Origin of the sequence: Lacibacter sp. H407 (assembly GCF_037892605.1) — a bacterium.
GTDB lineage: Bacteria > Bacteroidota > Bacteroidia > Chitinophagales > Chitinophagaceae > Lacibacter.
Genome location: NZ_JBBKTU010000001.1, coordinates 1,302,509 through 1,321,880, shown reverse-complemented (window position 1 = coordinate 1,321,880; position 19,372 = coordinate 1,302,509). Strand labels below are relative to the sequence as shown.

The 19,372-nt window shown below is 39.8% G+C and carries 20 protein-coding genes; 8 read left to right on the top strand and 12 right to left on the bottom strand.

Features of this window, described 5'->3' with window-relative positions; genetic code table 11:
- Window positions 1–110 precede the first annotated feature (110 nt).
- From WG989_RS05700 to WG989_RS05690, 3 genes are read left to right on the top strand one after another with little or no spacing between them, the layout of a single operon-like run.
- Entirely contained in the window at window positions 111–2,069 is a 1,959-nt protein-coding gene (locus WG989_RS05700; protein ID WP_340427955.1) for a hypothetical protein, read from the top strand.
- On the top strand, window positions 2,059–2,922 hold the full coding sequence (locus WG989_RS05695; RefSeq protein WP_340427954.1) for a hypothetical protein: 864 nt from the start codon (window positions 2,059–2,061) through the stop codon (window positions 2,920–2,922). The genes WG989_RS05700 and WG989_RS05695 overlap by 11 nt, the downstream gene beginning before the upstream one ends.
- An 11-nt stretch (window positions 2,923–2,933) precedes the next feature.
- On the top strand, window positions 2,934–3,686 hold the full coding sequence (locus tag WG989_RS05690; protein ID WP_340427953.1) for a DUF6339 family protein: 753 nt from the start codon (window positions 2,934–2,936) through the stop codon (window positions 3,684–3,686).
- A gap of 91 nt (window positions 3,687–3,777) precedes the next feature.
- Here the strand turns inward: WG989_RS05690 and WG989_RS05685 are convergent, their stop codons facing one another.
- The 5 genes from WG989_RS05685 to WG989_RS05665 form a co-directional block, all read right to left on the bottom strand.
- On the bottom strand, window positions 3,778–4,920 hold the full coding sequence (locus WG989_RS05685; RefSeq protein ID WP_340427952.1) for an HpaII family restriction endonuclease: 1,143 nt from the start codon (window positions 4,918–4,920) through the stop codon (window positions 3,778–3,780).
- 5 nt (window positions 4,921–4,925) lie between these two features.
- On the bottom strand, window positions 4,926–6,203 hold the full coding sequence (locus tag WG989_RS05680; protein ID WP_340427951.1) for a DNA cytosine methyltransferase: 1,278 nt from the start codon (window positions 6,201–6,203) through the stop codon (window positions 4,926–4,928).
- Window positions 6,200–6,439 carry a helix-turn-helix transcriptional regulator gene (locus WG989_RS05675; protein ID WP_340427950.1) on the bottom strand — a complete coding sequence of 80 codons (240 nt, stop codon included), beginning with the start codon at window positions 6,437–6,439 and terminating at the stop codon, window positions 6,200–6,202. The genes WG989_RS05680 and WG989_RS05675 overlap by 4 nt, the downstream gene beginning before the upstream one ends.
- Before the next feature lie 73 nt (window positions 6,440–6,512).
- Complete coding sequence (locus WG989_RS05670; protein ID WP_340427949.1) at window positions 6,513–6,926, bottom strand: very short patch repair endonuclease; 414 nt, start codon at window positions 6,924–6,926, stop codon at window positions 6,513–6,515.
- A 513-nt stretch (window positions 6,927–7,439) separates the two neighbouring features.
- Window positions 7,440–7,982, bottom strand: coding sequence for a nuclear transport factor 2-like protein (locus tag WG989_RS05665; protein WP_340427948.1), 543 nt, complete (start codon window positions 7,980–7,982; stop codon window positions 7,440–7,442).
- Window positions 7,983–8,266: 284 nt separating this feature from the next.
- On the opposite strand from WG989_RS05665, the gene WG989_RS05660 reads away from it, so the two are divergent.
- Together WG989_RS05660 and WG989_RS05655 are read left to right on the top strand one after the other, a co-directional pair.
- A complete protein-coding gene (locus tag WG989_RS05660) occupies window positions 8,267–9,022 on the top strand; it encodes a fatty acid desaturase (protein WP_340427947.1) in 756 nt (251 codons plus the stop codon).
- Window positions 9,023–9,337: 315 nt separating this feature from the next.
- Window positions 9,338–9,607 carry a hypothetical protein gene (locus WG989_RS05655; protein WP_340427945.1) on the top strand — a complete coding sequence of 90 codons (270 nt, stop codon included), beginning with the start codon at window positions 9,338–9,340 and terminating at the stop codon, window positions 9,605–9,607.
- Here the strand turns inward: WG989_RS05655 and WG989_RS05650 are convergent.
- Entirely contained in the window at window positions 9,604–9,741 is a 138-nt protein-coding gene (locus WG989_RS05650; RefSeq protein ID WP_340427944.1) for a hypothetical protein, read from the bottom strand. The genes WG989_RS05655 and WG989_RS05650 overlap by 4 nt on opposite strands.
- A gap of 15 nt (window positions 9,742–9,756) precedes the next feature.
- On the opposite strand from WG989_RS05650, the gene WG989_RS05645 reads away from it, so the two are divergent.
- Window positions 9,757–10,545 (top strand): helix-turn-helix domain-containing protein, encoded by a 789-nt coding sequence (locus WG989_RS05645; protein ID WP_340427943.1) that lies wholly within the window; start codon window positions 9,757–9,759, stop codon window positions 10,543–10,545.
- A gap of 355 nt (window positions 10,546–10,900) precedes the next feature.
- Here the strand turns inward: WG989_RS05645 and WG989_RS05640 are convergent, their stop codons facing one another.
- From WG989_RS05640 to ybeY, 5 genes are all read right to left on the bottom strand, one after another.
- Window positions 10,901–13,354: a TonB-dependent receptor domain-containing protein gene (locus tag WG989_RS05640; RefSeq protein ID WP_340427941.1), complete on the bottom strand. Its 2,454-nt coding sequence runs from the start codon at window positions 13,352–13,354 to the stop codon at window positions 10,901–10,903.
- A 227-nt stretch (window positions 13,355–13,581) separates the two neighbouring features.
- Window positions 13,582–15,450 carry a tRNA uridine-5-carboxymethylaminomethyl(34) synthesis enzyme MnmG gene (gene mnmG / locus WG989_RS05635; RefSeq protein WP_340427940.1) on the bottom strand — a complete coding sequence of 623 codons (1,869 nt, stop codon included), beginning with the start codon at window positions 15,448–15,450 and terminating at the stop codon, window positions 13,582–13,584.
- Window positions 15,451–15,521: 71 nt separating this feature from the next.
- The gene (locus tag WG989_RS05630) at window positions 15,522–16,139 is read right to left on the bottom strand and encodes a hypothetical protein (protein WP_340427939.1); all 618 of its coding nucleotides are present in this window, start codon (window positions 16,137–16,139) and stop codon (window positions 15,522–15,524) included.
- Between the two features lie 71 nt (window positions 16,140–16,210).
- Window positions 16,211–16,873 (bottom strand): CAP domain-containing protein, encoded by a 663-nt coding sequence (locus tag WG989_RS05625; protein WP_340427938.1) that lies wholly within the window; start codon window positions 16,871–16,873, stop codon window positions 16,211–16,213.
- Window positions 16,870–17,310, bottom strand: coding sequence for an rRNA maturation RNase YbeY (gene ybeY, locus WG989_RS05620; RefSeq protein ID WP_340427936.1), 441 nt, complete (start codon window positions 17,308–17,310; stop codon window positions 16,870–16,872). Before ybeY ends, WG989_RS05625 begins: the two co-directional genes overlap by 4 nt.
- Window positions 17,311–17,367: 57 nt before the next feature.
- Between ybeY and WG989_RS05615 the strand changes: the two genes are divergently transcribed.
- Complete coding sequence (locus WG989_RS05615) at window positions 17,368–17,595, top strand: FeoA family protein (protein WP_340427934.1); 228 nt, start codon at window positions 17,368–17,370, stop codon at window positions 17,593–17,595.
- Window positions 17,596–17,613: 18 nt separating this feature from the next.
- Complete coding sequence (gene nadD / locus WG989_RS05610; protein ID WP_340427932.1) at window positions 17,614–18,201, top strand: nicotinate (nicotinamide) nucleotide adenylyltransferase; 588 nt, start codon at window positions 17,614–17,616, stop codon at window positions 18,199–18,201.
- Here the strand turns inward: nadD and chrA are convergent.
- Entirely contained in the window at window positions 18,181–19,359 is a 1,179-nt protein-coding gene (gene chrA / locus WG989_RS05605; protein ID WP_340427930.1) for a chromate efflux transporter, read from the bottom strand. The two genes, nadD and chrA, sit on opposite strands and share 21 nt — an antisense overlap.
- Between the last annotated feature and the right edge of the window lie 13 nt (window positions 19,360–19,372).

The window sequence follows — 19,372 nt, the reverse complement described above, 5'->3', positions numbered from 1 at the left end:
AAAATAGTTTACATCGAGCTTCGTTGAAAATTGAAGAGAAAAAACATTGCATTTATTTTTTATCTGCTATTTTAGATTAATTATCTTACTACCCATTAAAACACCCATAAATGCTTCAATGGTATTTTGGCCCAAGCGGCTCCGAAGAACATGGTCCCAAAGATTCAATTACCCAAACTTTTAAAGGTGACAAATACTATTCTCTTGCAAGAGAAGTTATTCAAAATAGTCTTGATGCTGTTGTTGATAAATCGCAACCGGTAAAGGTTAAGTTTTCCCTATTTACTATTCTAAAACAAGATTTACCCCAGCTTTTTGATGTATCAAAGAGATATCAAATGTGCTCAGATTATTATTCTGCAGATAAGCCTTTTGTTAACTTCTGCAATACCGCTCAGGACATCCTAAGTAAAGAAGCCATCACATGTCTTAGAATAAGCGATTATAATACGACAGGCCTTGAATATAGCCCAGATGACACACGATGCAAGTTTTATGCATTTATGGATGCGGTAGGGGTAACTAACAAAGCATCGGCAGGTGCCGGGGGATCATTTGGGTTTGGTAAAGGGGCTTATTACGCCGCTTCGCCATTGAGAATAATCACTGTCTCGAGCATTTATGATAGTGACAAATTTATATTTAGGGGAAAGGCCAGATTAACAACTCATAAAGATGAATCAGGGAAAAAATCTGATTATACCGGTTTGTTTGGATTCGAAAATGGAAAAGCAATTGATAATCCTGACTTACTTCCAGATTTATTCAGAAGAAATGAGACAGGAACAGATATTATAATTATCGGATTTAAAAGCGATGAACACGTTTGGAAAACCAGTTTAATAAAATCAATACTAAATAATTTCTGGCTATCAATTTGGGAAGAACACCTAGTTGCAGACGTCGATGGTATTACAATTGACAAAAGTAATCTTGAACAAGTTATGCTCGAGTATTATTCAGATGAACTTCCTGACGGCAGCGTGAATGAACCAGAAAACTGGAATCCATACCCTTACTTTAAAGCGATAAAATTTAAAGAAGATTCCAGATTTACCAAATACTTTGAAGACGAATTACCAACTATCGGAAAAGTGAGGCTGGCTGTTTTTCTAAAAGATAACTACCCTAACAGAATAATGTATATGCGTAGTCCCAAAATGGTGGTTTTTAAAAAAACTGACAATAGGGGTTTTAATTATGCAGGTGTTTTTGTGTGTGATAACGAAAAAGGGAATGAGATATTGAGACAAATGGAAAATCCACAGCACAATGAGTGGAAGAAAAATAATTACCTGGATAATGAAAGGCCTCATACAGAAGCAGCACTTGCAGAAAACGAGCTAAAATCATTTGTCAAAAAATGTCTGGAAACATTGATGACGGCAGATACAGGAAAAAAGCAGCGTATTATTGGACTAGACCGCTATTTAAATATTCCTGAAGATCTACTTGAAGAAAATGAAACGGGAGATGGTGATGCTGTAGGGGGGCTTAATATTTCCGAAGAAGCCACAATTGAGGAAACCGCAATTGAAAACACGTTAAATGAAAGTGAAGAACCTATAAAGCTTGCAATTAGAAATCAAAATATTTCAAGAAATACACAAGGTAACGTAAATCCTGAAGGTGATGATAACGTTTTTACGGGAACAATAGGTATTAATACAGACTCTCAAGGTGGAGAACCTGCATTAGCTCCAGGGCTTTTGCCTGGACAAAGCACTGCAAGAGGAAATGAATCTGGGCTTGAAAAAATAAAAATCGTTTTGCCAGTAAAGACAAGAGTTATTGCCACAAAAACAGCAGATGGCAGATTTGAACATATTATCAGAATCTTTAGTTCGAAAAATGCAAATGCAGAATTACAACTTCATGCAGGAGTTGATAATGATTCTGAAAAGGATGACATGCTAACAATTAGTGAGGCGGCTCATGATACAGATATATTAAAAGTCGATGCCAATAAAATAAAACACGTAGCACTTAAAGCAGGGTGGAATGAATTGAAAGTAAAGTTTGATAGTAATCAAAAACACTCATTAAAGCTAAAATCTTATGAAATTTAACGGCTATTCCTTCCCGCATCCTGTCAGTGGGTTGGGAGATGATTATATTGGTGAATACCCAACCATGAATATTAACTACGATGACAAAACAGATAAAGAAAACTATATTCTTTCTTTTGAATATATTATAAATAATGACGAGATAAATCAGCTCATAGAAGTGGGCAAATTGTCTTTCGCATGTGAAGTAAGCTGTTCTTCCACATTATATAGAAAGGTGTTTACAACACAACAAAAAGAGCAAAAAATTCTAATTGCAAAAAATGAAGTTAGAAATCAGGTAAACCTATTGTTTCTTGTAGTTGCGAATGAAAAGCTTGCAAACTATTCAAATAGATATTTTCATAACGACTTCGGGGGCTATCAGTTTGATATTGAACAAGGAGATATTCTCGCATATATGGGTGAATCTTCTTTCTTTGCTAGCATTTCATATCAAAAATTAAAAGCAGTTTCCTCTTTTATGGAAATAATAAAGGGAAGCGAAGAAACAGGTGGCTTTAATATAATTTTAGACGGACCTAAGATCAGAGTAGAGCTTTCTCAAAAAGACTATGAAAAATATAGTGATCCAAGGATTGGAAAAGATCCCATTTTGGCATCTTTATTTCATTCTTCTATCGTCTTGTCTACTTTAATTCATGCAATTCATCGGCTCATAAAAGAGCCTGCAGATTTTGAAACGTATGCTTGGGCTCAGGTTATTAATAATCGAGTTATGAATGAAATGCCGCAAATACCTTTTGAAGAAATCAATATTCCTAAAATTGTACAAAAACTTCTGGGCCTTCCAGTCAGCAGACTAATCGGAGATCTTTTTAACAAGCAAACTGATAACGTTGACGAAAATTAATGTAGTAATATATGGAGTTTCAAAAAATATTTAAACGTTCCTATTTAGATAAGTTAAAAGAAGGTATCAAGAATGGATCTTTAATTAAATACTATCAAAGCGATACTTTCCTTTTTGACGATCAGTCAACGCTCGTAACACCAGCAATCAATGCACCTGATAAATTATCGCTGATAACTACTGACACATCATCAAAAGGATTTGAAGATTGTGAAAATGCTAAAAAAATTCATATCGCATATAAAGACTTGACCCCTTTACAAGCTTCAGATGAAAGATTTTGGATTTATCTCGCACATGTCGATTGCTTTAAATACATGAGCATGAGGTGGCCTGGAATTCGTACTAATAATGCTAAGGATCCTTCTAAGTATATTCTTGATCACTGGTTTATTTCCAGCCCGACGCAGTCAAATTTTTTAAGACATGGAATTTCGGGCTTATGGTGGTCAGCCTATCTTTCTTATGACGCAGAAAATTCTGAAAACCCATATCATCTGACTGAGGTATTATACAGAAATGTTGATTTTGCTACACGCACTCTTGGAACATATAATTTATCCAGACATAAAGAAGCTGTTATTGGCATTTTATCTTTTATCAAAAACAACCCCCAGTTATTTGAAAATAAATTTGAAGATAAAACCAGGTTTATAACTAAGTATATAAATCTTATTGGAGGTACTAAACCCGTTAGCTTCATGAAAAGAGGTTTCTTTGAACAATCACTAGAGGCCGTTACAACAAAAATTGAAGCCTTATAAACAAGTGTCGTATGAGTCGTCTATGCAGATTTTACTTATAAAAAGCAGAGGATTCATCTAAAAAGAATGATTACACTAAAAAAGCTAGTTCTCAAATAAACCTAATTTGCAGATTTAGCTTTAAATAATACTCGCCAGATTCTTCGTAAAGCCAACCATAATGATATGTCTTGGTTCCCTTTTTTGTTCGGGGCTTCCCAGGATTACTTTCATCTTCGCCAGTAGAGGCCTGCTCAAACTTGGTATTATTAACCAAATAATCTTGGAAAAGATTTCTATCATAAATATGATAACAAATAACGTCCTCATCATTTTTTGCAACGATAATACCTCCGTTTGCATTATACTGTCCCTTCCATACTACTTCAGGTGTCATACCAAGAGCATAATCATAAAGCAAACTTGTAAGCTTATATTTATAAAAAGGATGCCCTTTGCCTAAGTCATAATTTAAGGGATTGATTTGTTCAACTAAGGATAACAACTCTTTAGTTTTTGATTTTGAGTATTTGTATTTAATTAATAACAGTTCAGCAAGAATTCTTGGTAAATCACCGTCAAGTAACTGAAGGTTTAATAAGAAGTTTTCTGATTGAATTGTTTTAAATTGGATTGAATAACCGTCACTAATTAGCTTATTAATTCGATTAGTAATTTTAGGCTTAGCTATTGTCGCTTTATTAAACTTTGCTACATCAATAGATTTTCCGCCATTTGATGGAATTATTTTGTAGATAAAATTTGTTCCAGGTCCAGGATTTAGCAATGTAGGCTCCTTACCTATAAGTGATTTAATACTAAAGGAAAGTTTCGGTGTTGTCGCTGTGTTCGTATCATGAATCACTAAAATAATATCAGCCTTTTCTACGCTTTTAGTTTTTAGTTGTGTGATGCTTATACTTTGTAAAAAAGATTCTACTGCTGAAATAGAAAATGCATTTCCTTTCCCTTGCTTTATACTTTTGAATAGTTTCTTTGCCTCTCTAATAAAAACTGAAGTAGCTAATTCAACTAAGACATTTTTTGTATTTGCCTCAACCACTTTTATGTTCCCATTAATCAAGTATTCAATAGTAGAATTTTGAGCTTGTTCACGTATGATCTTTATAATTGGATTGAATGTCCCAGCTATTTTGTTTAAGTTACTATCAGCAGAAAAAAGTTTACCCTCTGCTAACAGCTTGAGTACAACATATACTTCACTCCATTCTCCTTTATTACCAGATAATGCCATAAAAATTATTTTAGGTGTTTTTGAATCTTTTCGATAACCAATTCAGCTGTTGCTTGTATTGCAGGCACTGCAACTGAATTACCAAACTGCTTATAAGCAGACGCATCTGCTACTTTATCTATAACATAATGATCAGGAAACCCTTGGAGCCTTGCCCATTCTCTAGGCGTCAATCTTCTTACTCCTTCACGATTAACTTCGCCTTTGATTTTTGTTGTAGGAGTAAAATTTTTTAATCGTTTATCAATTACTAGATTTCTTTCTCTTCCCATGCCTCCTACCACAATTGCATTTGCAACACCATCTTTGTTTAAAATTTCATAGCCAAAACCGTTACCCTTACTTTCATGTCTTGCCTTATGTTCAACAAGAGTTTTCAAATACTGAGTTGACATGTAGTATTTTGCATTCACAACTTTCTTTTCTAAAATATCTTCTACTGCTGCGGTTATTTCTTTTTGTTCTGGATATTCAAAATCTTTAACGCCTAGCTCTTTTTTGAAGCCAACAATAAAAATCCTTTCTCGATTTTGTGGCACACCAAAATATTTTGCATTTAAAATTTCAGGATCGGGGACATAATACTTTAACTCTTCCCTTAGTACGTAAAGAATTGTTTCAAGCGTTTTTCTCTTATCATGGCTAACAAGCCCTTTTACATTTTCCAGAAAAATAGCTTTAGGTTTATGTCTTCGTATTATTTCTGCAACATCATAGAAAAGTGTTCCTCTTGTGTCATTAAAACCTCCCCGCTTACCGGCAATTGAAAATGCCTGACATGGAAAGCCTGCGCAGAGAACATCAAACTCTTTTGGAATCCATTTTTTTGTTTCTTCTTTAGTAATATCTCCAAACGGAATTTCACCAAAGTTTGCGTAGTAAGTTTTTTGAGCTTCTTTATCCCACTCAGAAGAGAAAACACACTCACCTCCTAAATTTTGCATAGCAAGTCTGAAACCTCCAATCCCGGCGAATAAATCGATGAATTTAAATTTTGGTTTAGGAGGTGTGGGAAACGGGATATCGTCGTTGAATTTTATTAAATATTGTAATGCCTGCTCAGCAACAGCATTTGAAATTTCGTTCTCTTCAAAATATCCTGTCAGCAATTCCTTTGCAAATGCAATTGCAGGCTTTTTAAGTTTCTTCTCTTTTGTTTTTACGTAATGACTTATGACTGCTGCCTGGTAATTATCAGGACCAAAAAGAGCTACTTTCCAAAGCTTCTCTGCTACTATATAAATTTTTGCGCTAACCAATATTGGTTTTTCGATTGTTTTCATTTGCTTTTCCTTTTCCCGTTAAATAGTTCTGTGTGAAAAAAATCCTTGAAACTTGTTTCTAATCCGTTGCAGATAATTTTTGAAAGTGTATCAACAGAAACATTGCGTTTACCATTTTCAACATGGTTCATAAATGTTCTGTCTACCTCTGCTTTCCATGCAACTTCTTCCTGTGTGAGATTTTGATCGGTGCGTAGTTCTTTAATGCGCAAACCAATTTTGGTTTTCATATCCATGAAAACAATAGTAAAGCATGTGACGTAAAGTACATTTGCCTTTAAGTCACGTTCAGTTTGTGGGAGTAATTAATCAGGAGAGTTTTTTTACCAGAGCGGCAAGTGTTTGTTCAAGCTTAGCAGGTTTTAGTTTGCATTCCCAGATCGTAATTATTTTCCATCCATCTTCCTTCAGCAGCTTCATTGCTTTTACATCATTCGTACGATTCTTATTGATCTTATCCATCCACCAATCGGTTCTTGTTTTGGGAATGGTAAAATATTTACAGTTTGCGTGTCCGTGCCAGAAGCAGCCGTGTATGAAGATGGCGGTGTTGTATTTAGGTAATACGAGATCGGGCTTGCCGGGTAAAGTTTTGTCGTGCAGTTTGTAACGAAAGCCCTGTGCATGTAAATATTTCCGCACCAGCAGTTCGGGCTTTGTGTTTTTGCCTTTGATGCGGCTCATGTTGTAGCTGCGTTGTGCTTTGGTATGTACATCGGCCATTGGCTAAAGGTAGAAAAGAGAAGTGAGGAGCAATGGGCAATAGACAATGTGCAATATTCAAGGGACAAGCAGTAAGATGTAAGTAACAATTGGCAAGAGGCAAAGCAAATTCAAGTCGGGTTGTTGCAAGCGTTCAGGCCGGTGAAACCGTCCCGACCGTACTACTATTGATTGTTTTTCATGCAGAGAGGATGAGGGCGCAAAGGGATTTTTCTCTGCCAACTAAGTGAACTCGGCGTGGAAGTTTCTTCAAGCGTTCAGACCGGCAGAGCCGGGCCGACCGTACTTACTGCTTGCTGTTATTGGCTGTTTTTTATCTGTGTTCTTTTGTGTTCATCGACGGCAAAACATTTTTCAACAGATCAGATCCCTCGTGCCTCCCGCCGATTGCGGGACCGGTCGGGATGACAGGAAGGTTGGGCAGCAGGAATATGACCGGCAGAGCCGGACCTCGGTGGCACAAAAAAACAGCAACCACTTGGCTGCTGCTTCATATACTGGTTGGGTTCGTAGTTACTTTTTAAGCAGCGGGCGTTTGTACTGGCTGTACCAAACAATTTTTCCGCCCTTTACCATATTGATATCATGGTAATGCGCCGAATCAACTCGTCCGCTTTTGTAGGTATCAATTTGTTTATACCACACCACCACAATACTGTCTTTCTGTTTTTCGCTGCGCATTTTATGCCAGGCATCCATTTGAATTTCTACAGAGCTGAGACTGTCACGTGATGGTGCCCAACGTTTCCGCAGATCGGCATTGGAATAATTGGCACTAACACCATCGCTTCCATCTACCCAAACCGAATCGCCCATGGCACGCATCACGCCATCGAGGTTTCCATCGGCCCAGTCTTTATAACTCTGCAGCACCGTTTTCAAATCAGTATCCGATACATTGGTATCCCAACTGCTGGAATACATGGCAGTGTACGGAAGATCGGGGGGAGTTGTTGTTGCAGCAGGTGCTGTGGCCGCATCTGTTGGAGTTTCTGTTTCGTTGTTGCACGCAAGCATAAGGCCAATAATGCTGGCTACCAGGAAAACATGTTTCATGTGTGGTTGGTTTTGAGTAAAAAAATAGAAGTGGCAGCAATCAATGGGGGTGGAACTAAGTGCAAGCAATCAACGGGGTGGGGTTCTGTTGCAGAAAGTTAGTGATTGTAATTGGCAAGTGAACAGATAGTTACCACCAGTTTTTAACACACAGTTGTTTGCTTTTACGACTGAGTGTTGAGTAATTGGGTCAAAACTTCGTCTTGTTTTTCTACAGTTCATGTTGTGTGCTTTTTATATGCTTTCTTTGCAACCTTATTTCATTTATTCTATTTACGTTTCTCATGACAGCGATTCTCTTGTTTTTTACATTGCATTGGTTTTTAAGTTTGTTCTTCCACTCATTCTTTCTCCATCGTTATGCTTCCCACCAGATGTACACGGCCAAACCGGGTTGGGAAAAAACATTTTATTTCTTAACATGGTTTGTACAGGGTTCTTCGTTTTTAGTTCCACGTGCATATGCGGTGATGCATCGCATGCACCATGCGTACAGCGACACGGAGAAAGATCCGCACTCTCCGCATTTCTTTAAAGATATCTGGCAAATGATGGTGCACACAGCACGTATCTTCAGTGGATTTGTTACCGGTAAAAATGTACCCGATCCCGAATTTACACGTGAGTACTTACCTGTTTGGGATAAGCTCGATAAGTTTGGCCATAACAATATTACCCGTGGCTTTTTTATTGCAGGGTATGTTGCCTTCTATTTCTTTTTTGCACCAAGCTTCTGGTGGTTCCTCTTGTTGCCGATTCATTTTTTGATGGGCCCTATCCAAGGTGCTATTGTAAACTGGTTTGGTCATAAGTTGGGTTACCGCAATTTTAAAATTGAAGACCACAGTAAGAACACAACGCCATGGGGTGTATTGCTGATGGGCGAATTGTTTCAAAACAATCACCACAAGGATAAAGACAATGCCAACTTTGCACGGAAGTGGTATGAGTTCGATCTTACCTTTCTGATTATGCGTGTGATGCATGCTTTGCACATCATTCGTTTAAAGCCGGTGCATTTGCCACAGCGCAAACAGTAACATTAATTTTTACTACTGATCATAATTGAACGGCCGTTGGATATTTTCTGACGGCCGTTTTTTTTGTTGGTGAATAGTTGCCACGGAAACACGAAGGCAGGAAGGAACACGAAGAAGAAAAAAAGACAAAAACCAATATCTATCGGATAAGGCATACAGTGAAACACTCCGTTAGAGGAATGATCAATTTGATTTTCTTCTTTGTGCCGCTTTGTGCTTTTGTGTCTTTGTGGCAAACAAAGGCAGATCATGATTTCTTAACATTGAAGGTTGTAACAAATTTCTTGTGACGTCTACCTATCAGAAAAGAAAAACATGACAACAGAAAAAACAACTGCAAAAGACATCAGCCCTGCGATCAACCGCTGGGGTTATGTGGCATTCGTTTTATTAAGTCTTTACTTTCTGTTTGTAAGTAAGGATATTTTTACCGCAGCATCCAACCTGGGAATCGCATTGATCTTCGATCCGTTTAACCCAGCTGTTAAGTGGACTAACCGAAAAGGCTGGCAAAAAGCATGGCTCTTTGTGCACGTGTTACTAACGCTTGGTTTGTTTGTGTACGGTTTACTAATAAATCGTTAACGTGAATAGTTGATAAGCGGTGTGCCGTTCATCACGTATCCATTGCATACAGTTGCGTTGTTGTTTACTTTGGTAGCGTGCAACACATTGAGTTTGTTCATACCGATCACTTCGAAACTAACTACTACCGACATTATGTAACGGGGCCGTTGGCATTGTTCATTGAGTTTTTCTGGCAAACAAAATTTGAACATCTCTGGCAGAAATATCCGGAAGGTTTTAGCGATGTATTGTTTCCCAATCTTGGTTATTCGTATCTCATTAATCTGGGTACGCCTTACTCCATGCAGATCGAGCAAAACAAACAACAACTGCGTGGCGATGGCTTTTTACCAAGGCTCAATAATATTGAAGCATTTCACCAACCCGGCAATGTGGTGTTTGGGATCAAGTTTAAAGTGAGTCCGGTGATCTTTGAGAAGAAGGTGAATTTTTCCGAATACAGCGGCACCATGTTTCCATTGAGTTACCTGATGGAACAAACAGTGATCAATAATGTAAAGCATTTGTTTACGTTTGAAAAACGGGTACAGTATTTAACCCAGCATTACGAACAGATCATTGAGCAATACCAGGGTTCATTAAAACCCATCAGCATTGTTACTTCCATTTTACAAAAAGCGGTGATCGATAATAGTTTCCATACCGCTGTGGAAGAGCTGGCTGCCCAGCATCATGTTTCCACCCGCACACTGCAACGTTATTTTGAAACCAGTACCGGCCTCAGCAGTAAGCAGGCACTGCAGGTGCTGCGCATACGCAAAGCCGTTAGTCATATCATTACCCGTCCGCAAACCTTTCACTACGGCGTGTATGGGTATTACGATTACAGTCATTTCTACAAACATCTCCGCCAGTTTTTACAAAAAGACAGTCTGGTACATTTACAACCACACTTACAGTTATTGCAAATTGCAAGGAAGAAAGAGCTACGATAAGAAGCTGCGAGCTTTGAGCAACTTCACTTTGTGTATTACTCTTTTGATCCGATACCGGTCGGACAAAAATAATAGGCAATTGACAATTTGCAATAGGCAAAAAAATACAGCCAATCGAAGTGTTTGATGCTTTGCCAATTGCTTATTGCCTTTTGTTTTTCCTTTGTGACACTTTGCGTCTTTGTGTCTTTGCGGCAAACAAAAAAAGAGGGCCGGCAAGACTACCAGCCCGATATCAACATGAGAAAAAATGTATCTAAGTTTTTCGCCACAAAGTCGCTACGTCACGAAATTCTCAAAGAGAAGGATTAACCGAATCTTCTTCGTGCTGCTTTCTGCCTTTGTGCCTTCGTGGCTACTGGGCACGTTGGCGTTCTTCTTCTGATGCCGTTGTTCTTCTTCTTGCCTGTGCTACTTTATTACTTCCAAAGCGGTAGGTGAAGCTGAGGTTGGCTACTCTTGTTTCACGGTAGGCTCTCCATATTTCTACATAATTATTATACGTTATTGTTGCACGTGGAAGGTTGGTCCAGAAAATATCGGTGATGTTGAACCGTACTTGTCCTTTTCCTTTCCACAAACTTTTTTGCACACCTGCACCAACACCCCATTGCGGACGCATCACCATAAACCCGTATTGTCCTCCGGAGTTATAGTTTCCAAATAACTCACTGGTCCATCCTTTTCCAAATGTGAATGTGTGGTTGCTGCTCAGACTTACTACAGCTTTTCCATTATCCAGCGTGGTACCTGCAAGGTTACCGTTGAAATGATTGTAGAAAATATTGGCGTTGTTCATCATGTTCCACCACTTGTTCACACGGATAGGTGCAGCAATGGTCAAGCCATAGTAATCAGATGAGGTGAGGTTCACCGGTATCTGTACAGTAATGTTATCATCGCTCGGAATATTCGGGAACACATCTTTGAAACGGGTGATCACGATATTCTGATTATTCTTTGTACGGCTGTAACCCAATGTAAAGTTGATATTCTTCATCGTATAATTCAACTCATAACTCCAGGTGAACTGTGGCAACAGTGATGGGTTACCGGTTGAATAGGTTGTTACATCAATCAAGAACAGGAAGGGGTTGAGTTGCGAATAATTGGGACGATCAATGCGGCGACTTACCGACACACCCAATGTATGATCTTCATGCAATTTGTAATTGAAGAATGCGCTGGGGAATAATTGTGTGTACGATGAATCCCAGGTGATATTCCCTCTTACCTGTTTTGTTTTTACATTAGTGTTTTCTGCACGCAAACCAATTTGCAGATCAAACTTCTTGAATTCTTTTTTGAAGTTGGTATATGCAGCGTTGATGTTTTCATCATAATAAAAATGATTGGTCTTGTTTTCATCATCCACCGGTGTTCCGTTGCTCATGTCAAAAAAGCGTGCATCATTATCTGCATGCACCAGGCTTGTTTTAAATCCTGCTTCGAACCTTGCTTTGTTTTTTAACGGATGTACATAATCTGCTTTTGCTGTTGCAAGACGAAGAATACCATCCTGCAAACCATCTAATATATAATCGGGTTGCAACTGTCCGCCATTGAGATTATAATATTGCGTTGCTACACGTGAATTATTAGCTGAGCCAAAATAACCAAGATCAATATCTGCAGTCAGCTCTCTTCCTGTACTGTCGAATGTATGTTTGATGTTTACATTCCCCACTGCATTCCGGTTACTGCTTCTGTTTCTTGTTTGTGTACGGAAGGTGAAGATGGGTTGTTTGTTTCCATCAATTACAACCGAGCTGTTATTATTAAATGGATTGATAAAATTCAAATTGCTGTTCACAACAAAACCGATCACTGTTTTTTTAGATGGAAAGAAATCGGCACCTAAGCGAAGCGTGTGTAAGTCGAGTGGAATTTTGGTGTAGTTGTTTTTTTCATCTTTTCCGGTAAACACACCATCGGTATAAAAATTCCGATCGAGTAAAAGATTGTTGAGGTTCATCCGGTAGGCATAGTTGTAGCCACCAAACAAGTTCATGATCTTGTTGCGATGGTTGAAATTAATTCCACCGTTTGCTTTTGGATAAACACCTTGTCCGTAACCGGCTGTAATACTGCCATTGGTTCCAAAGCGTTGATCTTTTTTCATGCGGATATCAATGATGCCCGCATTACCCGCCGCATCATATTTGGATGATGGGTTGGTGATGAGATCAATCCGTTCAATGGCATTGGATGGAAGGCTGCGTAAATAATTTACCAAGTCTGCACCACTCATGGGTGTTGGTTTTCCATCGATCATGATGATAACGCCGCTGCGTCCACGCATGCTTAGGTTATCATTTGCGTCAATTAAAACACCGGGCGAACGTTCCAGCACATCAAATGCAGAACTACCTGCATTTACGACACTGTTTTCTACATTCACCACAATACGATCGCCGAGTCGTTGAATAAACGGCTTCCTTCCGGTTACTTCAATTGTTTTTAATTGTGTGGCTGATGGACGCAACACCTGATCAGCGACGGTTACTGATGTTTGCGTTTCGGAAACTGTAACAACTGTTGAGAATTGTTTTTCGTGATTCACCAAACTTGTGCGGATGATGTAAGTACCGAATGGTATCTGTTCAAATTCAACCAGCCCGGCTTTATCTGATAACGCCGTTTTTACTAAGGAAGAATCGTTGCTGCGTAATAATTCAGCTGTTGCATTCTCAACCGGTTGTTGATCTTGATTGGCAACTTTCAATGTAATTTTTCCACGCACGGATGTTTGTGCTGTTGCAACAATACAAGCAAAAAAAAGGATGATAAGGTTTAACGTAATTTTCATTTGTTCAAGTGTTGAGCTACACCTGAATCAACAGCAACCATTGTATAAGACAAAGCAATACGATTATGGCCTCGTTCTATATTGCATGATGATTCGGTTCAACAAATGTTGCTGAAAAACGAATGATATCGTAGCAATTAATGACAGGCAGTAAAACGAAAAAGATAAATGGAGTTAACAGTTCTAAAAAGCTGTCAGAAATTTACAGAAATGATGTGCATCATCTCCTATCGTCCCATATACACCATCAGTATCTGTACATCGCTTGGGTTTACACCGGAGATGCGTGATGCCTGTCCTAATGTTTGTGGTTTGATCTTTTTAAACTTCTGTAATGCTTCGGTACTTAGTGAAGAGAGTTTGTTGTAATCAAAGCTGGATGGAATTTCAAGATCTTCCAATTGACTCATCCGTTGTACCAGTTCTTTTTCTTTTTCAATATATACATCATATTTCACCTGTATCTCGGCCTGCTCCGCAATTTCTGCGGTAGGCGTTCCCGTTAGTTGTTGCAAAGTGGGTGATGCAAGGATGAGTTGTTGTAATGATATGCCGGGGCGCAACAGAATTTGTGCAGCCTTTTGTTTCTGTGTTAACGCAGCACTATTGTTCGCTTCAAGAAATGGATTGATCTCTTCCGGCGCTAATGAAATTTCGTTGAGTGTTTGTTTGATCTTTTCTACCGCTTCAAGTTTGTTTCTTGTTTTGTCCATCCTTTCCTGTGTAGCCAATCCCATTTTATAACTGAGCTCTGTCAACCGCAGATCCGCATTATCCTGGCGCAACAAGGTGCGGTATTCAGCACGACTTGTAAACATGCGGTATGGTTCATCGGTCCCTTTGCTGATGAGATCATCAATGAGTACACCAATGTATGCATCGCTACGTTTCAAAATGAACGGTGCCTGTTCAGATGCTTTTAAATGTGCATTGATGCCCGCCATCAATCCCTGGCAGGCTGCTTCTTCATAACCGGTGGTACCGTTGATCTGTCCGGCAAAGAAGAGGTTCTGGATCTGTTTTGTTTCGAGCGAATAGGTTAACTGTGTAGGTGGAAAAAAATCATATTCAATGGCATAACCCGGGCGGAACATGCGGGCATTCTCAAAACCCACCACTTTACGAAGCGCTTCGTATTGAACTTGTTCCGGTAATGAGGTCGAGAAGCCGTTCACATAGATTTCGACCGTATTCCAGCCTTCCGGCTCTACAAACAATTGATGACGTTCCCGTTCTGCAAATCGGTTGATCTTATCTTCAATACTTGGACAGTAACGGGGACCTGTACCCTGAATGCGTCCCTGGTACATGGGGCTGCGATCGAAGCCGGTTTTTAAAATATCGTGTACAGCTGCACTGGTGTACGTTATATAGCAGCTGCGTTGTTCAGCAGGTTTGATGATGGGCACATCCATATAAGAGAAGCCGGTGATCTCTTCGTCGCCCTTTTGCTCTTCCATTTTGGAATAATCGAGGCTGCGCCCGTCAATACGTGGAGGTGTACCAGTTTTCAAACGGTCGCTTTCAAAACCCAGTTCTACCAATTGCTCTGTAATACCGGTGGATGCTTTTTCGGAGATACGTCCACCGCCCAATTGTTTTTCACCAATATGGATAACGCCATTCAGGAAAGTACCGCTGGTTACTACTACCGCTTTCGACCTGATCTCATGACCAAGTCCAGTGATGACTCCATTGCAATAGCCATCTTTTACAAGTAATCCCTTCACCATGTCCTGGTAAAAATCAACATTGGGAGTTTGCTCCAGCATTTCCCGCCAGGTAGTGGCAAACAACATCCGGTCATTTTGTGTGCGAGGGCTCCACATAGCCGGACCTTTGGACCTGTTAAGCATCCTGAACTGGATCATGCTTTTATCGCTTACGATCCCGCTATAACCTCCGAGGGCGTCTATTTCCCGTACGATCTGTCCTTTTGCAATACCACCCATGGCCGGATTACAGCTCATTTGGGCAATGGTTTGCATATTCATGGTAATGAGCAATACTTTGCTACCCATGTTGGCCGCAGAAGCTGCAGCCTCACAACCGGCGTGTCCGGCGCCTACTACTATCACATCGTATTCTGGAAACATAAGCCGCAAAGTTAGCCAAATTGTTTTCCAACTTGTTTTCGTTTAACCATCAGGAAATTGGCAGCAAAGGTCTAGCGACCTAGCTTTTTGATCAATTCTGCTTCTTTCTTTACTTCTTCGATATCTCTGCCTGAATTCACTAGTTCAAATTCATAGGAGCTAAAGCCTTCAATATGGCGTAAATAGTCTTTGTGCTGGTTAATAAACTCCTTTTGCTGAGTGGTTGAAATCATCTCCGACACTTCAATCCGGGTAATCTTTTCCAATAAAGCCCGGCAAACCTCATAACCTGTTTCATTGTAAAGCCTCCCGAAATAATCCTTTGCCATCAACACATCCACCCGATTGCCGCTTTCTTTCTTGCTTTGTGCCCGTTCCACCCGAATGTTTGTGAAGTTCCAACAAAGCATTAGCTCCTCATCGCTTGCAAAATCAAAATAAGTAACGGGTATAATATGATCGAACTGCCAGTCGGTTCCGAATCTGTCCCAGGAAAGGTCAGGAGAGAACTGTGTTTCAATCCATTTGCGGAAGCTTTCAATATCCAGTCCAAAGTAAGGCGCATAGGAAACACAAGGATTACGCTCCAGCAAATACCTTCTAAGTGCTATCTGCCACTTTCTCTTTTCTCTGAACTTTAAAAGTGAGGGGGTAAGTTCTGTTTGAGGAGTCCATCTCTTTCTGGGCATGTGTTCTGATTTTGAGCAAAGTTACTGTTTCACGAAACACAGTTTCAGGGTGAAACTGTGTTTCGTGAAACTTATTTACAGCCGAAATCCTGAACCAATACAGCCTTGCTCTTGCCGGTTTCGACAAAGGAGGCTCCCATCATTGTAAAATTTTGATCAAGTAGGTTTTTTCGATGTCCTTTATCTCTTATTCCTTTGTCGATCAAAAGCAGGATCAAGGCGTCCAATGCCTGAGGCGTTCCTACAAACACATTCTCAGCCCCGCAACGGTACCCTCCTATCTCTTTGATTCGATCAACAAAACCTTTCCCTGAAGCTGATTGATGGGAAATGATCCCGCCCCTGTTCTTGAGATCGGCTGCATGAGTCTTGGCCATTCGGATCAATCCTTCATCAGGAAGCAAAAAAGGAAGCACCGCTTTCACTTGGTTCAGATCGGTGATCAACGATCTTGCCTCCGCTGAATTTGCCTCCGGAAACTGAATCAGGAATTCTTTTACAACCGTTTCGCTAAACCCTGCCGGGTTCTTTCGCATCAGATTGCTCCAATAGAAAAACTCCTGCTCCATGGTTGAGAGTGACCGGAACGCTGAGTTTGCCGTTAGTCTATTCCAAACAGCTGTATCACGGTTATCCTTGTACACAAAAGGTTTATCCTGAAGTACAATCACACCTTGACCATAGGCAAGACCGGTAGATATAAGAAGAAAGAGAGAAAAGGCGAGACGGATCATGGACGATGTTTGGCGTATAAACGCAAATAATGATCCTCACGTTCACGCATCTTCTTAATTTGTTGTGAAGACTTGTCGTTATAGCCAGTAAGGTGCAGACAACCATGAAAGATCACCCGATGCAGCTCCTCTTGAAAACTTACAGCAGCTTGTTTTGCATTATCTTTTACCCGATCGATGCTGATATACAATTCAGCGTTTACAGGCTCTCCCTTTCCCGACAGAGGAAACGTGATAATGTCGGTGAAATAATCATGCTGTAGAAAATCTTTGTTAATGGCAAGCAACGCCTCATCGGTGCAGAAAATGATATTGATACTCTCTAGCCGCTGCCCTTCTGTTGAAAACAATTTTGTGATAAAACTCTTGAGTAGTGTTCGCTTGGGTAAACTGAACCTGATATCCTGGTAAAAAAAATGAACGGAAGTAGCTGCCATTATTCTCCAAAATTCGGAAAACTTTCAAAGCAGGATGCAATACTTTTGCAATTGAATATGAAAAGATTATCTGAGTTAGAACCGGGACAGAAAGGGGTGATTCATTCATTTGAAAATGATGAGATCTTTTTAAAACTGATGGAAATGGGTTGTGTTCCGGGCGAAGAAGTATTGGTAGAAATGCTGGCACCACTGGGCGATCCGATCAGCATTAAAGTGGCAGGTTATCAATTAAGCCTACGCATTGAAGAAGCAAGAAGCATACTTGTAAACACTCCTAACTAATTGTATTTCAATTAATTAATGAAAATAGGACTTTATTTTGGCTCCTTTAATCCAATTCACAACGGGCACCTGATCATTGCACAGCATATCCTGAACGAGACCGATCTTGCCCAGGTTTGGTTTATCATATCTCCACAAAATCCGTTTAAACAGCAAAAACATCTCTTGAACGAATATGACCGGCTTCATCTGGTAAATCTTGCTATTCAAAAAACAGCAGCGATGAAAGCTGTTGATATTGAATTCCGTTTACCCAAGCCATCTTACACAACTACCACCCTTGCCTACCTGGAGGAAAAATATCCTCAACACCGGTTCACGATCATAATGGGAAGTGACAGTTTGCAAAATCTTGATAAATGGAAGAATGCAGAAACGATCATGAATAATTATCCGATTCATGTTTATACAAGACCCGGCTTCCCCGCCGTTCAACCGAATGTAAAACAACTAACAGTGTTGCAGGCGCCTCTGTTAGAAATTTCGGCTACACATATCCGTGAGTTAATTCAACAAGGCAAATCGATCCGTTATCTTGTTCCCGATATTGTGTGTGATGAAATTGAAAGTGCTGGATATTACAAACTAAAAAATCCAGCCGAGTAGCAGACAAACAAATGCAATTACCGGTGGCGGAATTTTTGTAGTTGTCAACAAAACTGTTGTTGAAAAAATAACCATCAGATTAAGATAACTGATCGCCTTCATATCAAGAATGGAAATATCTCTTGCTACATAAAAGGCAGAAGCTGCCATTAGACCTACCGTTGCAGCATTGATCCCCTCCAACGATCGGTATACAACTGCATACTTTTTTAGATTATTCCAGATCGGAAAAAAGAATAACACCAATAACAGACTCGGTAAAAAAATTGCGACGGCTCCGATGATAATTCCAAGCACCTGTTGCTCTTTCCCCAAATCACGCATGGCCATGCCACCCGCATAAGATGCCATTGAAAAAACAGGACCCGGCACTCCTTGCACAAAACCCGCACCAGTTAATAATTCTTCTCCCGTCATGTATTGCGTTTTCTCCCGAATTACAAACTGCTCATACATCATTGGCACTAATACCTGTCCACCTCCAAAAACCAAACTTCCAAAACGATAAAAATTTTCAAATAAATTAAAAGCACGCCGGTTTTCCCATTGTTGCTTTCTTGCAGTTTCACTCAAAAAACCGGCAACAATAAATACAAAAGCAAACATCCAGATATTGGTCCATTTTACTTTTCGGCGAGGTATTTCTTTTTGCGGAATACGTTTCTTATTAAAATTTGTAACAACACCTGCAGCAATAAGAATGATGGGAAACACCCAAGGCGTTTTAAAAAATAAATAAACGGCTACAGCCGCCACTACCATGATGACACGGGTGATCTGATTATTCACAGCTGTTTTGTAAGTACTCCATGCAGCATAGATCAGAAAGCCAACGGCCATCGGTTGTAAGAATTTGAAAATATCCGTGTGCAGTGCTTTTTTGTCAAGAAAATGTACAAAGAACGAAAGCCCACCCATTATTAAACAAGCAGGTAACACCCACACAATGAGTGTAACCAATGCAAGTGGTAAGCCTCCCCGTTTATAACCGATAAGTGTAATGGTTTGTGTAGAACTTGCACCAGGAAGCAACTGACAGAACGAGATGAGATCGGTCAACTCCTGCTCCGTTAAATCTCTGCGTCGCTTTACAAATATTTTCATCAGCATTCCAATATGCCCTTGCGGCCCACCGAATGCAGTGAGCGTGTAAAGCAATACAGCTTTTAAA